This window comes from Dysgonomonas sp. GY75, assembly GCF_015234155.1.
Classification (GTDB): domain Bacteria; phylum Bacteroidota; class Bacteroidia; order Bacteroidales; family Dysgonomonadaceae; genus Dysgonomonas; species Dysgonomonas gadei.
Genome location: NZ_JADCLQ010000032.1, coordinates 107,473 through 123,065 on the forward strand (window position 1 = coordinate 107,473; position 15,593 = coordinate 123,065).

The 15,593-nt window shown below is 38.9% G+C and carries 8 protein-coding genes and 1 tRNA gene; 7 read left to right on the top strand and 2 right to left on the bottom strand.

Translation table 11 applies throughout. The features are described 5' to 3' along the window. Positions 1-45 precede the first annotated feature (45 nt). The 7 genes from IR083_RS12150 (at position 46) to IR083_RS12180 (ending at position 11,677) form a co-directional block, all read left to right on the top strand. Positions 46-2,901, top strand: a complete 2,856-nt coding sequence (locus tag IR083_RS12150; protein WP_194224512.1) for a TonB-dependent receptor — start codon at positions 46-48, stop codon at positions 2,899-2,901. 50 nt (positions 2,902-2,951) lie between these two features. Beyond that, entirely contained in the window at positions 2,952-4,481 is a 1,530-nt protein-coding gene (locus IR083_RS12155; RefSeq protein WP_006798164.1) for a hypothetical protein, read from the top strand. A gap of 246 nt (positions 4,482-4,727) precedes the next feature. Continuing rightward, positions 4,728-7,685: a PEP/pyruvate-binding domain-containing protein gene (locus tag IR083_RS12160; RefSeq protein WP_006798166.1), complete on the top strand. Its 2,958-nt coding sequence runs from the start codon at positions 4,728-4,730 to the stop codon at positions 7,683-7,685. An 18-nt stretch (positions 7,686-7,703) separates the two neighbouring features. Next, a complete protein-coding gene (locus IR083_RS12165; protein WP_006798168.1) occupies positions 7,704-8,105 on the top strand; it encodes a septal ring lytic transglycosylase RlpA family protein in 402 nt (133 codons plus the stop codon). A gap of 243 nt (positions 8,106-8,348) precedes the next feature. After that, positions 8,349-8,422, top strand: a tRNA-Cys gene (locus IR083_RS12170). A gap of 178 nt (positions 8,423-8,600) precedes the next feature. After that, positions 8,601-10,511, top strand: coding sequence for a transcription termination factor Rho (gene rho / locus IR083_RS12175; RefSeq protein WP_194224513.1), 1,911 nt, complete (start codon positions 8,601-8,603; stop codon positions 10,509-10,511). Positions 10,512-10,738: 227 nt separating this feature from the next. Continuing rightward, positions 10,739-11,677: a cation diffusion facilitator family transporter gene (locus IR083_RS12180; protein ID WP_006798172.1), complete on the top strand. Its 939-nt coding sequence runs from the start codon at positions 10,739-10,741 to the stop codon at positions 11,675-11,677. A gap of 3 nt (positions 11,678-11,680) precedes the next feature. Here IR083_RS12180 and IR083_RS12185 read toward each other — a convergent pair whose 3' ends face one another. Continuing rightward, positions 11,681-13,648, bottom strand: a complete 1,968-nt coding sequence (locus tag IR083_RS12185; RefSeq protein ID WP_006798174.1) for a DUF3857 domain-containing protein — start codon at positions 13,646-13,648, stop codon at positions 11,681-11,683. After that, positions 13,645-15,471 (bottom strand): DUF3857 domain-containing protein, encoded by a 1,827-nt coding sequence (locus IR083_RS12190; protein WP_194224514.1) that lies wholly within the window; start codon positions 15,469-15,471, stop codon positions 13,645-13,647. The genes IR083_RS12185 and IR083_RS12190 overlap by 4 nt, the downstream gene beginning before the upstream one ends. Between the last annotated feature and the right edge of the window lie 122 nt (positions 15,472-15,593).

Sequence of the window (15,593 nt, forward strand, 5' to 3'; positions counted from 1 at the left end):
GTAACAAAAATACAGGTGCTTTGTATCGTAAAATTCAAAGAAAATATGTACAAGGAAATTAGGAATATGTTTAAACAACGTAACTACTTATTAAAAACTTTTTTTGCGGTATTTATATTACTATCAGCAAACACCCTGTCGGCACAGACAATAATAAAAGGGTCGGTAAAAGATGCCAAAACACAGGAAACACTGCCCGGAGTTGCCATATCGGTGAAAAATACCACAATAGGTGTCATAACAAATGAAAACGGTGACTACGAACTAAATGTTGCCCCCGGAAAATATACCATCGTTACATCTTATTTATCCTATCAGCCGATGGAGATTACAGGTGTGGAAGTCAAAAAAGGAGAACCCACCATCGTGGATATTCCCATGAAAGAATCGGAACATGCGTTGGGCGAAGTATATGTAGTAGCGATAGGCCGTATAAACTCGGAAGTATCCCTGCTGAGTTCGATAAAGAAATCCAATGCCGTTATAAGCGGAGTATCCTCACAACAAATATCGAAAAGCCAGGACAGGGATGCATCGGAAGTAATAAGACGGGTACCCGGAATTTCTATCATAGACGATAAGTTTGTAGTAGCCAGAGGATTATCGCAAAGATATAATAATGTGTGGGTAAACAACAGTACTATCCCCAGTTCGGAAGCAGATACCCGTGCTTTCTCATTCGATATCATCCCCAGTTCACAGATAGAAAATATCATGATCGTAAAATCACCGCAACCGGAACTGCCGGCCGATTTCTCGGGAGGTTTTATCAAGGTGGAGACAAAAGGTATTCCGAGCGAAAATTCAATTCAGTTAAATTATGGTCTCGGTATCAATACCCAGACTCAGTTTAAGGATTTCAAATACAGCAAGAGTAGTGGAACCGATTTTCTTGGTTTCGACGATGGAATGAGAAGTTTGTCCAGTGCCTTTAATTCAGGAAGAATCGACAATACCAATGCAGAACAGGTGAGTAACCTGACAAAGAACGGTTTCAATAACGACTGGTCTGTAAATACAAAAAATCCATTACCCGACCAACGTTTAGGTTTCGTTATAAACCGTAAATATACCGGACAGGACAATAGTATGTGGGGACTTATCGCTGCATTGAACTATAGCAATACAAGCAAGACATATACCGATATGGAAAACTCCAGATACGGTGTATATGATTCCGATAATGATAAACCATATTTTACATTCAAGTACAAAGATAATCAGTATAATAATGATGCAAGGGTAGGGGCTTTGGCCAATCTTATATATATGCCGAACGACAAGCATCGTTTCGAATTCAGAAATATAGTAAACCAGATAGGGAAGAACAGATATACCGACCGTGAAGGATATCAGAACACAAGTGGGTTTTACGGACAACGCAAGGCCGAATATATCTACAGTAGCCGCCTGGCTTATTCAGGACAATTAGCCGGAAAACATACCCTAACCGATAAAGACAATCTGGACTGGGTCACAGGTTTTTCCTACAGTAACAAGAACCAGCCGGACAGACGTATTATCAACTGGGAAGAAAACGGATATTCCGGAGATGCCCATTACAAAGAATACCAAATAGACCAGAACGATATAACACGCGACTATAATAAGCTAAACGAATACAGCTATACTTTATCGACAAATTATACACATGATTTTTCGTTCGACAATGGCTTCAAACCTTCTGTAAAAGCCGGAGTATACGGTGAATACAGGGACAGAAATTACAATACACGGTTTTTTAAATACCGCTGGATACCTGAAAACCTGCCCAATGATTTCGGTTACAGAGATGCTATCTCAGGGATACTGATTCCGGAAAATTATGGTGCAGATAAATTATACGCTTATGACGATACCGACAGGCTTAACGATTATTCGGGTACGAATACACAGGCAGCAGGATATGTAGGTTTCAACATTCCGTTCAGCAAGTTCAATATTTATACGGGTGCCCGGCTGGAACACAATAAGATGTCGCTGAAAAGCTATACAACCATCTCCGGGGACAAATCAAAGACAACTGATTATTCATACACAGATATATTCCCTTCATTGAATGCGTCATACAATCTTACAGACGACCATCTGGTACGCGTGGCTTACGGACGCTCTACCAACAGGCAGGAATTCAGGGAAATATCATCATCTTCATATTATGATTTCGACCTGTTCAGCTTCGTATCGGGTAATCCGGACCTGAAACCTGCTTATATCGACAATTTCGATATCAGATACGAGTTTTATCCTTCATCTTCGGAAATATTCTCCGTAGCCCTGTTCTACAAACGTTTTAAAGACCCTATCGAATGGACTTACCTTGACGGAGGAGGAACCTATATCTATACATTCAAAAATGCGGATAAAGCAGATAATTACGGTATAGAAGTAGATATCAAAAAGAAACTGGATTTTATGGGACTGAAAGATTTCTCCCTGACATTCAATGGTTCATTGATTAAAAGTAAAGTGAAGTTTAAAGAAAACTCGGGCGCCAATTACGATCGTCCGATGCAGGGACAATCTCCATATCTGATAAATGCAGGTATATTTTATCAGAATGAAGCCCTCGGACTGAACGCGACAGTACTTTATAATATTATAGGTAAACGTATTGTGGGGATCGGACGTATATCCACTTCTTCAGGCACTTCGATCAACAATGATATACCTGACATGTACGAAATGCCCCGCAATGTACTCGATCTGACCGTGACTAAAAAACTGGGTAAACATTTCGAGCTGAATGCCGGTATAAAAGATATCCTGGCCGCGAAAGCAAAGTATGCACAATTTCCCAAATTTGTAGACAAGGATGGTAATACTCAAGAGAGAGAGCAAATAACAAAGGAATATAAAACCGGACAGAATATTTCATTAACAGCCAGATACTCATTCTAATTACATATATAGGTATCAAATAGTAAAACATTTTTTTAATAATATTGATTATGAAAACTTTAAGTTTATTTAAAAGCGCATTTTTTATTGCATGTATAGCTTTGTTTACGGCATGTTCGGATAGCAATGACGATACAGATGGTGGAAACGGAGGCGGAGAAGAAACCGAACAGATCCTATTTAATAACGGAACAGAAATCGGTAATGGTGAGCAAAATTTCTTGGTAAAAGAAAGCCATACAATCAGAAAAGGAACCTATGTACTCAAAGGCTGGGTATATATTGAGGATGGAGCCACTCTTACAATAGAGCCGGGAACTGTCATAAAAGGGGATAAAGACACCAAAGCCGCCCTGATAGCTAAAAGAGGAGGAAAACTGATAGCTAAAGGAACTGCTGCCGAACCTATCATATTTACATCCAATCAGGCAAAAGGAAGCCGTAAACCTGGCGACTGGGGAGGTATTATCTTGTGCGGTAAAGCTAAGAATAACATTGATATTGTAGACGGAATGCAGATAGAAGGCGGTGTAGACGCCAAGCATGGGGGAAACAACGATGAAGATAATTCGGGTGTAATTAGTTATGTGAGAATAGAGTATGCCGGTTATCCGTTTGCTACCGATCAGGAAATAAACGGTCTGACAATGGGATCGGTAGGTCGCGGTACACAGATAGACCACGTACAGGTATCTTATAGCAACGACGATTCCTTTGAGTGGTTTGGCGGAACTGTAAACGCAAAATACCTTGTGGCATATCACGGATGGGATGACGATTTCGATACAGACAATGGATATTCAGGTAAATTGCAATTCCTTTTGTCGGTAAAAAATCCGAAAATAGCAGACCAGTCCTTATCAAATGGCTTTGAATCTGATAACAATGCAAATGGTACAACTGACGAACCATATACTAAAGCCGTATTCAGCAATGTTACTCTGATAGGCCCAATGGGACAGGCTACAGATTTTGCCAATACCACACAGTATGTTACAGGCGATGGACTGAATCCTAACAATGGATCAAGACTTGGTATATTCCAGGCAGCAATACAAATTCGCCGCAACTCACGTCTGAATCTTTTCAATTCCGTTGCTACAGGATATCCGGTAGGTCTGTTATTAGACAACCAAAAAGGTACTACTCAAAAATGGGCTACAGACGGTATACTTAAATTACAGAACAATGTATTTGCCGGAATGGGAATCACTGGTTCCGATATCAACAAACAGGCTAATGGATGGACAGACCAGTTATCGACAGATGGAACAAATGTAACTGACGCTACAAAGGCTTCATTCTCCAGTACATTCTTTAAGAAAGAAGGTAATAACAACACGGTTCTGGATAATATATCAGACCTCAAGTTAAAACAACCTAATAGTAAAGAAGCTAATCCTAATTATGGACCTGTTTCAGGAAGCCCTGTTCTTGGCTTAGGCGCATTTACAGATGCCGCGCTAAACGATGCATTCTTCACCAAAGTAAACTATTCGGGAGCTTTTGCCAGCGACTCTGATAATGACAACTGGCTAAAAGGATGGACAAATTTTGACCCTCAAAACACTACTTATTGATATTATTTCAAATTTTCATAAAAGGGACGGTTTATTTAAATCGTCTCTTTTTGTCTAAAATATTGAGAAAGGCAGACTCCATTCCTGATAAAAGAAAGAGAGAAGCTGAGTGTATTTTACATTCGGCTTCTTTTTTTGCATTATATTTGTGACTTATATATTTACTATAACAAGCAAAAGTCTACAAAAAATTATATTACTAAAAATAGACTTGCTACTTGTAACCAATAACTGTAACTGCTTTCTATGAAACGAATACCAGATATCAAAGATTTCCGTATCAAAGATACTTCATTCGCCAACCTGATGAATAAACGAATCTATAATGTTTTGCTGATAGCGACCAAATATGATTCGTTTATCCTCGAAGACGACGGACGTATCGATGAACAGATTTTCAATGAATATACATCCCTTAACCTGAACTATCCACCCCGTTTTACACAGGTAGTTACTGAAGAAGAAGCTCTGACCGAACTTAGTGAGAATCACTATGAACTCATAATTCAGATGCCGAATATGGACGAAACCGATATGTTTGCCACGGCAAAACATATAAAGGAACATTTTAATGATATACCGTTTGTTGTCCTTACCCCATTTTCGAGAGAAGTAACCAAGAGGCTGTCGCAGGAAGACCTGTCCGGCGTAGATTATGTGTTTAGCTGGCTCGGCAATCCCGATCTACTACTGGCCATCATAAAACTGATAGAAGACGCGATGAATGCCGAACATGATACGGAAAGTGTAGGTGTACAGATTATCCTTCTTATCGAAGATTCGGTGCGGTTTTACTCATCGGCACTGCCAACCCTGTTCAAGATAGTTATGGAAGAGTCGAAAGAATTTTCGAAAGAAGCCCTGAACGAACACCAGCAGATGTTGCGTATGCGTGGCCGCCCTAAAATCATGCTTGCCCGTACCTACGAAGAAGCTGTAGGGATATATACCGAATATAAAGATAATATACTTGGTATAGTGACCGATATGAGCTATATGCATGGGGGCACCAAGGACAAACTGGCTGGCTATAACTTTGCCAAATGGGTAAAGGAAAAGGATCGTTTCAAGCCGATTGTCTTTACTTCGTCCGAAATAACGAACAAAGTATATGCAGACGAATTGGAATGCAGTTTTATCGATAAGAATTCGAAAAGTTTTCCCCGCGATTTAAGAAAACAGGTTGTAAATAATTTTGGTTTCGGCGACTTCGTTATTATCAATCCCGATACTCAGGAAGAGATATTCCGTATCCGTAACTTAAAAGATTTACAGAAAAATATATTTAATATACCAACCGATTCTCTGGTATATCATATGTCCCATAACCATTTCTCACGTTTTTTCTATTCCCGTGCACTGTTTCCGCTGGCAGAAGGGTTGAAGAAAATAGATATTTCGGACTTCGATAATGTGGAAGACGCCCGTCAGATCATTTATGATATGATAATAAAATACCGGCGTATCAAGAATTCGGGAATTGTAGCCGTTTTCGATAAAGACCGGTTCGACGAATTTTCCAATTTTGTGCGAATGGGAGATGGGTCTATAGGTGGAAAGGGGCGTAGTATTGCCTTTATGGATAACATTGTTAAAGAACATGCCGAACTGAACAATGACGAGAATATTGTAGTAAGGATTCCACGTACAGTAGTTTTGTCCACCGATCTCTTTGATGAATTCATGGAAATAAACGACTTGTACCCCATTGCTTTATCCGACAGACCCGATGAGGAAATCCTCCGCTATTTCCTCAAAGCCGGATTACCCGACCGCCTGATTGAAGATTTTATGGCATTTCTGGATGTAGTAAAAGCGCCCGTAGCTGTACGCTCCTCAAGTTTATTGGAAGATTCCCATTACCAACCATTTGCCGGCGTCTATTCCACATATATGATACCATTGCTACCCGATAAGTATGAAATGCTGGGGCTTTTAGGGAAAGCGATTAAAGCCGTCTATGCATCTGTATTTTACAGAGACAGCAAGACATATATGGTAGCCACACAAAACCTGATTGACCAGGAAAAAATGGCTATTGTATTACAGGAAGCCGTAGGAAGCCGTTATGGAGACCATTTCTATCCTACATTGTCGGGAGTTGCCCGTTCACTCAATTTCTATCCTGTAGGTAATGAAAAACCTGAAGAAGGTATTGCAAATATTGTATTGGGACTGGGAAAATATATTGTCGAGGGTGGAGCCAGCCTGCGCTTTTCGCCTGCTCATCCACATAATATAGTCCAACTAAGTTCCGTTGATTTTGCATTAAGAGATACACAGCGCTTCTTTTATGCGTTGGATATGAAAGACACAGATAAGGAATTCTCTACAAATGACGGCTTTAACCTGTTGAAACTAAATCTGAAAGATGCTGAAAAAGACGGCTCTATCAAATATATATCATCTACCTACGATCCGGTAGACCAGGTAATTTATGACGGTTATTATGAAGGAGGGCGTAAAATCTTATCGTTTGTAAATATATTGCAACACAATGTTTTTCCTTTGGCTGAGATACTGAAACAAACGCTGAAAATAGGCCAGGAAGAAATGGGACGGGCAGTGGAAATAGAATTTGCCGCCGACCTGAAAGACAAAGGAGAAGGTACTTTCTATCTGTTGCAGATACGCCCTATTGTACAAAACCGCGAGTTGCAAAGTGAAGACCTGTCGCAGATAAAGCCGGAGCAGGAAATATTACATTCCACAAGTGCGCTCGGCCACGGGGTAACCAGTGATGTGTACGACATAGTTTATGTAAAAACCAAAAGCTTCAGCGCTGCAAATAATCAATCGATTGTCGCAGAAATAGACAGTATAAATAGAGAATTTCTGGATAACGATAAAAATTATGTACTTGTTGGTCCGGGAAGGTGGGGTAGTAGCGATCCCTGGCTGGGAATCCCGGTACGCTGGCCACAAATAAGCAATGCGAGGGTGCTTGTAGAAATTGCGCTGGATAACTATAAGATAGAACCAAGTCAGGGTACTCACTTTTTTCAGAACCTGACCTCTTTCGGAGTCGGCTATTTCTCTATCAATCCGTTTTTACAAAACGACGGACTATTTGACGAAGAATACCTGAACAGTCAGCCGGCTGTCTATGAAACAGAATATCTGCGCCATGTCCGTTTTCCTAGTCCGGTTATAATAAAAATAAACGGTAAGAAAAAGATCGGTGTGGTATTGAAACCCGAATAATAAAGTAATTATTTCCTCATGAAAAAAGCAGTATTTATACAACTATTGTTTATTATAGTCCTGATGGTTAATGCTCAGCATACCGGAAAGGCTACATTCTATGGAACTAAATTCAATAACAGGAAAACTGCCAGCGGAGAGATATACAGAAAAGACAGTATGGTATGCGCCCATAAGACATATCCATTTGGGACACTATTAAAAGTAAAGAACCTGCATAACGATAAGGAAGTTGTTGTACGGGTAATAGACAGAGGGCCTTTCAGAAAAAAATTCATTATAGATCTGTCTTATGCCGCAGCTAAAAAAATAGATATGTTAAGCCGTGGTGTTGCCGATGTAATGGTATCGGAACATAAATATAATTTGCCGGCACCTTTTACAATTTATATGTTTGATACGTTAAAGCTTCCAAAATAAGCAGGGAAACCGAATTATTTTTATTAAATTTGAAATTGTCAGATAAATCGTAGTGAGCATCAGAATCAAATCGGCATTTACCTATAATCCTAAATAATAAGTAAATACAGGATTTTATAATAATCGAAATTCTTTTGCGTTCTATACTATAACCGGAGAGAGCCTTGGTTTCGGGATAAAAAAATTTATAAAAACTTGTCTGTTGAATAAATTGTTATATCTTTGCATTCGCTAACCAAAAATGGTTCCTTGGCCGAGTGGTTAGGCACCGGTCTGCAAAACCGTTGACGGCGGTTCGAATCCGCCAGGAACCTCCAAAAGAGCAAACTTTTAGGCTTTATTTTATGATAATAATCACTTTGGGTTATTATCTTCTAAAAAAGAATAAAATCCATAATAATTATTTTATAAATAGTATTTGAACTACCAAAAGGTTATTCCTTAATTATTTTTTGAAAATACATACAAAATCAGTATAATTTAATATAGATATACATGCGTATATATAACATTCTTGAGCTTAACGAAAAGCTCACAATAGAACTAAGAACTATCGCTAAAGAACTTGGAATCAGACGGCCCGACGCTTATAAAAAAGATGAACTTATCTATAAGATATTAGATGAACAGGCCATTATGGAAGCTAAAAATAAAAATTCGGAAAGCTACCAAAGTGAAGATAGGATAGAACAACAGCAGAAAAAATCGCAAGCTGCTGCTAAAGGAAAACAAAAAGCCCAGAATCAAACAAAAAAACAGGACCAAACTCCTAAACCTCAAACCACACCTCCTGCTCCTGCAAAAGAAACTAAAGTAGCAGCCGTACAGCCAAAGAAAGAGGACACTCCAAAACCAACCCCTCAGAAAGAGGTAAAAAAGGAAGCTAAACCGGAACCGGTTAAAGCCCCTGTTGCAGAGAAGAAAGAAGCTACTGCACCCGTTGTAGCTGCTGAAAAAGCTCCGCAGAAGGAAATTATTGTTAAAAAAAATAACGGAGAGCCGAAGGAAAATAAACCTGAGGCCGAAGCCAAGCCACAACAACCGGCAGCAAAACCAACACAGTTGGTTTTCCGTTCAAACAAGGTGAGAGAAGAAGAGCCGCAGGAACCGATTCCGGGATTGCCTTTGCTTAGCCCACTGGAAGTAGATTCGGAAGTTACCCCTGTAGAAATTGTAGTACCTGAAGTCCCTGCAAAACCTGCAGCCAAGCAATCGCAACAAAATCAACAGCATAACAATAATAATCAGAAACAAAATAACCAACAACAGGATAATAAACAATTCGATTTCGAAGGTATATTGAATGCTACCGGCGTACTCGAAATTATGCAGGAAGGTTACGGATTTTTACGTTCGTCCGACTATAATTATATGTCATCTCCTGACGATGTTTATATTTCTCAATCGCAGATCCGTCTGTTTGGCCTTAAAACAGGCGATATTGTAGAAGGTCCCATTCGTCCTCCAAAAGAATCGGAAAAATTTTTCCCTTTAGTAAAAGTAGACAGAATCAACGGACGCACACCGGACGAAGTTCGCGACCGTGTTCCGTTCGACCATCTGAAGCCACTTTTTCCGGATGAGAAATTTAAGCTCACAAAGGGCCGCAATGATAACTTATCGTGCCGTGTAGTGGATCTATTCTCTCCGATAGGAAAAGGACAGCGCGGACTTATCGTTGCACAGCCGAAAACGGGTAAAACCACATTACTGAAAGATATTGCAAACGCTATTGCCGACAATCATCCCGAAGTATATATGATTGTACTTCTTATCGATGAACGTCCTGAAGAGGTAACAGACATGGAACGCAGTGTAAATGCAGAGGTGATTGCTTCTACATTTGATGAGCCGGCCGATCGCCACGTAAAAATAGCGGAAATAGTACTCAATAAAGCTAAACGGATGGTAGAATGCGGACATGACGTAGTTATCCTCCTCGATTCCATTACCCGTCTGGCACGTGCTTACAATACAGTGCAACCGGCATCGGGTAAAGTACTGACCGGGGGGGTGGATGCAAACGCCCTGCACAAACCGAAACGTTTCTTCGGAGCTGCCCGTAATATAGAAAACGGAGGTTCGCTTACCATTATAGCTACTGCGCTTACAGAAACAGGTTCTAAGATGGATGATGTTATCTTCGAAGAATTTAAAGGTACTGGTAATATGGAACTTCAACTCGACCGTAAACTATCCAACAAACGTATCTTCCCTGCTGTGGATATCATTGCATCCAGTACACGTCGCGACGACCTGCTGCTTAGCAACGATACACTCAGCCGTATGTGGGTTCTGCGCAACTTCTTATCGGATATGAATTCGGTGGAGGCAATGCAGTTCCTCGAAAACAGATTGAGAAAGACAATAAATAACGAAGAATTTCTCATTTCGATGAACGACTGATAGAAGAGATTTATAATTTTAAATACTTAAAGCAAGGGAAAAAGGTTTAACTTTACCCTTGCTTTTTTATTTCAAAAAAACGGATAGTGCTTTTGTTTGCATATTATAAACAAGTTATTATTGCCAGACGTTTACATAAAGAGCATATTAAAAGTAGCTTTAAAACAGATTGGATATTCATTATTTTTGCTACTTCCTTATATTCATCACTTTAACTAAATAGTTTTATGGGACATAATCATAACCACGATGATCACAATCATGGGCATTCACACGGAGGTCATAGCCATAGTCACAACGCAAACAAAAAAGCATTGACTATCAGTTTTTTTCTGATATCCGGATTTATGTTTATCGAATTTATCGGGGGATATCTGACAAATAGTCTGGCATTAATTTCCGATGCAGGGCATATGTTAAGCGATGCCGTAGCATTAGGTTTAAGTCTAAGCGCACTAATCTTCGGAGCGAGAGCAGCTACTCCGTCCAAAACATATGGTTATAAACGTTTCGAAATTCTGGCTGCATTATTGAATGGAATTGTATTGGTACTATTGGCTGTTTTTATCTGTAAAGAAGCCATCGAACGCCTGTCTTCTCCGCCTCAGGTAATAGGCAAGGGGATGATGATAATATCTACTATAGGATTGATCATTAATATTATTGTTGCGTGGATATTGCATTCACAGGGTTCTACCGAAGAAAATCTGAATGTCCGCAGTGCATTTCTTCATGTTATCGGAGATTTGCTCGGCTCAGTAGGCGCTATTATTGCGGCTGTGCTTATTATGCTGTTCGGTTGGTATATAGCCGACCCGATAGCCAGTATGATTGTTTCCTTATTAGTACTTTACAGTGGCTGGAATGTGCTCAAAGAATCCGTAAACATACTGATGGAAGCCAAGCCTTCCCGTATCGATTCGGAAGAGGTAGTAAATGTACTCAGATCGGTAAATGGGGTAGAGGGTGTCCATGATCTACATATATGGATGATAACATCCGACTTCTCCGTGATGACTGTACATCTTAAAGTAAATCCCGAAGCGGATCGCGACCTTATCTTGGAAAAAGCAAAACAATCGATCGGCAAGCAATTCGGCATCAGACATGTTACTATACAAACCGAAGGCCGTGAGTTGTGCCTGTGCGACGAATCATGTAATTGATGGTTATTCCTTCACCAATACTATCATTTCCGAGAATTTCTTAATCATATTAGCAAAAGACATTTTCAGGCTATTGTAATCTTTTGCCTGATATACACTTTGTTTCAGATTATAACCGGCAGATACCATTATTTTGCTACTATCTCGCTCTATTGCATAATTTATAGCGATTAAATTATCATCCACGCTGAGTGATTCAGGTATATATTCGACCTTATACCCTTCAGGAATCTCGATTGTAGACCGGTATATGTCTCCCCTGATATATACCATATCCACAAGATTGGAACGGCTTGTCTGTTTAAATGGATTTTCACTTATCGACAGATTACAAAAAGGATTCAGAAACAATTTATTATTATTGTTCTCTAAAGGTGCATCAAATGAGAACGAGAAAACAAAAGGCTTACTTAACCTATCTACTGGAACAACCTCTATCTTATCATCTTTTACTTCTATATTATTATCATTTTTAAGATATGCAGACAGATTATTATCCTTCCCTAAATGGATGGTACGGTATTTATACGCATTAAGCCCTGTTCCTATATATTTGGCATCAACAGCCATCTTTCCTTCTTCTGGTAATATCTTTAATGTAAAATCCTTTTGACCTATAGAAAGCGCCTTTTGCCGGATAACAGCCCATTCTTCCGACTTGGGTTTTATAATCAGCCCCTCTATATTCAGACACCGTTCCGGCAAGTCGCTAAAGTATAACAAAGGTTCGGTGGCATCTATGAAATATATCTTGTCTTCGACTTTGACCATGGCGATGACATAATTGAAAAATTGCTGAAAAGGATGTCCTTTACTTATCGCTCCGTTTTTACGTGTACTTAAAACAACCGGATATACATCTACTCCGGCTGCTTGTAACAAGCCGACAAGGAAAAGATTGATATTGCCTACATTACCTTTCTGCTGTTTAAGAAAATCAGATAAGCCTACTTGCGCATACTTTCCATTATTGCCATCCCAATTATACTTCGATTTAACGTATTGAGTAATTATATCTATCTTATCAATAACCGGTTTGTCAGTTAAATCAAGAGTTGCTATTACTTTTTTTCCTTCTTTCTCGCTGTTCCTTATATACTTACCAAAGTCACTATTTTTAAGAAAATCATCACACATAGCCGGCCATGTAGTCATAATTTCGCGTTTACCACCGGTAGGATAATAGATCTTTGATAACTGAAAGTTAAGGCTAATCATGTAGTCCTGTGCAGATGTAATAAATTCTTCATCCCTAAATGCAGGAATGTCTTTCATCCCAAAAGTATATTCCACCTCTTTATATACCAATCGTCCGAAACGGATTTCATCATTCAGGGTTTTGGAAGTCATTTCATCCAGTTTATTCGCCCCTTTCAAAATATAAGTGTATTCGTAATATGGCATAGCCCTGTACTTCAACTGGCTCTGTATGACCGGAATACTACCTTGAAAATCCCATTTCCTCATATTGAAAAAATATGGGGTTGATACCTTATAACTAAACTCTATAACCGAACCTTCCCGCACATCGGCCAGTGCTATCTTCTTTACTTGTAGATTTTCATTTATTTTCTCTTCAAATATATTTTTATTTATAAGCTCTGTTTTCTTTAGTTGCCCATCTTCGAAATTATAAGTAGTGGCCTGTATGTCTTCAATATTTTCCCAATCCATTCCTTCCATATAATATGGTATTTCGAAATTTGCATATTTGACACCGGCCTGTTTGAGAATCTTTATCTTAATACGCTTCTCCATACGAAGCAAAAAACCACGGGTATTATCTCCCTGAAAATAATATTTTCCAAGATCGTAAATCACCAGCGCCTCGGCATCCTTATCCTTTTCATATTCAGTCATCGACATTTCATACTGAGTCACCTTACCGGCTTCCTGTGTATAATCAGCCTGAGAAAACAGGCTCATTGTTATATGAAACAATAGGAAAGAAATAGCAATCGTTTTTTTCATAATATTTCGAGGTAATAGTTTTTACTTTCATTATTTCGGATGAACATTATAAAATCATAGAAGTCTTTATATCTATCGAGAGAATATCTTCCCGGATTAATTAATATAGTCTTATATACAATCAATTTATTCTCATCCGCTTCAAATTTCAGGGAATACTCTCCAAATTCTGATTTTAATTCCACTGAATCCGGCATTTTCGATATTGTCTTATCCAATTCGTAATGAATCGTATCTTTATAATACTGAGGATAATCCAATTGTACATCCTGAGTTCGCTTTTCCGGCGACTCAAATGAAGATATGGGTATAGGAAAAGATGATAATATTATATTGTTTCCGTATTCTTTGTATAAATTATGGATCTTACAATTTGCCAGCAGGCTTATTTGCGCTCTGTCAGCTTCCTCCTCCTTGTCAAATTTGAAATCTAATAATTCATACGATCCGGATAGAATGTTGTTGCGGATATATTTGTCCACTGTATTTTTATTTACTTCAGATGCAAGGCTGTTAAACAGTTCATACCTGTCTCCCCGTTCTGTGGCGGACAGACTTACTTCCGAAGTATTTGTATTCACCAACAAACTTCGCGAACACAATACATCGTTTTGCTCCAGTGAAGGTATTGTTACGAAATGAGTGTTATGCTCATCCACCAGCAAAGCTTTACGTCCCTGAGTAAAGGTTCCCATATAGCCGAAAGGTGTATTCTTAGACGTACATTCCAGATACACTGTGTCTTTCCCGAAAGGAACAGTTAGTATCGCATGATTAAATACCTGTGCCGGAAACCCGGTATCTACGTCTATCACTCTGTCATCAGCATAGATAAGTGTATAATAAGATTTTATACCTGAATACTTTAGTATTGCCTGCATATAATTTGTCAAAGCCTTACAGTCTCCATACCTGTTAGCACATACATAGCTCGCCGGATACGTCTGTAATCCTCCAAGATTTATACTTACATTTATATACCGAGTATAGTCCTGCATATATTTGTACAGCACTTTTGCTTTTTCCATATCATTGTCTATGCCGGACAACATTTGACCTATCTTCTGTTGCTCGGCAAGAGGCAGGACATCTTTATCCTTATTCAGGCGAAATATCCAGTTACCATAAGTAACCCAGCTATCAAAACTTCCCGATTCACCAAATTTAAAATTGAGAGGCACAGTGTATATAGAAGGAGCTTTCGACGTATTGGGCGAACTGTATAATTCTGTATTTTGAGTCGGAACGTAGCTGTAAGTCCAGTTATACCTTATAATATCACGCAAAGTATCTATTTGCAGCTCATGCACATTTTTTTCCTTAAAACGTATAGGTTGATCGAACGGTGTTTCAACGATTAGATTACCCTCCCGCAAAGGTCTCCGGCTATTCACGTAATTCAGGGTTGCAGAACTGAGAAACCTTGAATGGCTTATTTTGAAAGAATAAACTATACGATATGGGTAGATATGGTGCTTTAAAGTAAATGATTTTACAAAATCATCCTCATATAAAGATATATCAGAAATAGAACTCCTGTCTTTCACCTCATTACCTTTCAGTTTCCTTACTATATTGCCGTTCATATCTTCAATCCAGGCATCACCTATCGACACTTTATCCCCTTTAGAATATGGAATAAGTATTTCAGCATCATGATCTCCCATTCGTTCATTTATTTGCAATACAACAGAATCGATACGTTGAAGCTTATCTCCATTGATCTTATTTACGGATGTGTACTTAATAGTTTCGCTCCTGAATGCCTGAGCAGATACCAAGATAGGAAGAAAAAATGCTATGATAACAAGTACGTTTTTCACAGGCACCCGAGTATTAGGATTTGTTTGCAAATATATGAAAATATGTAAATATTCATGCGATTTTACACTATTTTTTCCGAACAGATATATTCCTGAAAAATTATATCAAAAACGGCCTGTAA

What these genes read in the sequence shown, in the direction of transcription:
- IR083_RS12150 (WP_194224512.1), top strand. Translation starts at nt 46, where the DNA reads ATGTACAAGGAAATTAGGAATATGTTTAAACAACGTAACTACTTATTA.
- IR083_RS12155 (WP_006798164.1), top strand. Translation starts at nt 2,952, where the DNA reads ATGAAAACTTTAAGTTTATTTAAAAGCGCATTTTTTATTGCATGTATA.
- IR083_RS12160 (WP_006798166.1), top strand. Translation starts at nt 4,728, where the DNA reads ATGAAACGAATACCAGATATCAAAGATTTCCGTATCAAAGATACTTCA.
- IR083_RS12165 (WP_006798168.1), top strand. Translation starts at nt 7,704, where the DNA reads ATGAAAAAAGCAGTATTTATACAACTATTGTTTATTATAGTCCTGATG.
- rho (WP_194224513.1), top strand. Translation starts at nt 8,601, where the DNA reads ATGCGTATATATAACATTCTTGAGCTTAACGAAAAGCTCACAATAGAA.
- IR083_RS12180 (WP_006798172.1), top strand. Translation starts at nt 10,739, where the DNA reads ATGGGACATAATCATAACCACGATGATCACAATCATGGGCATTCACAC.
- IR083_RS12185 (WP_006798174.1), bottom strand. Translation starts at nt 13,648, where the DNA reads ATGAAAAAAACGATTGCTATTTCTTTCCTATTGTTTCATATAACAATG.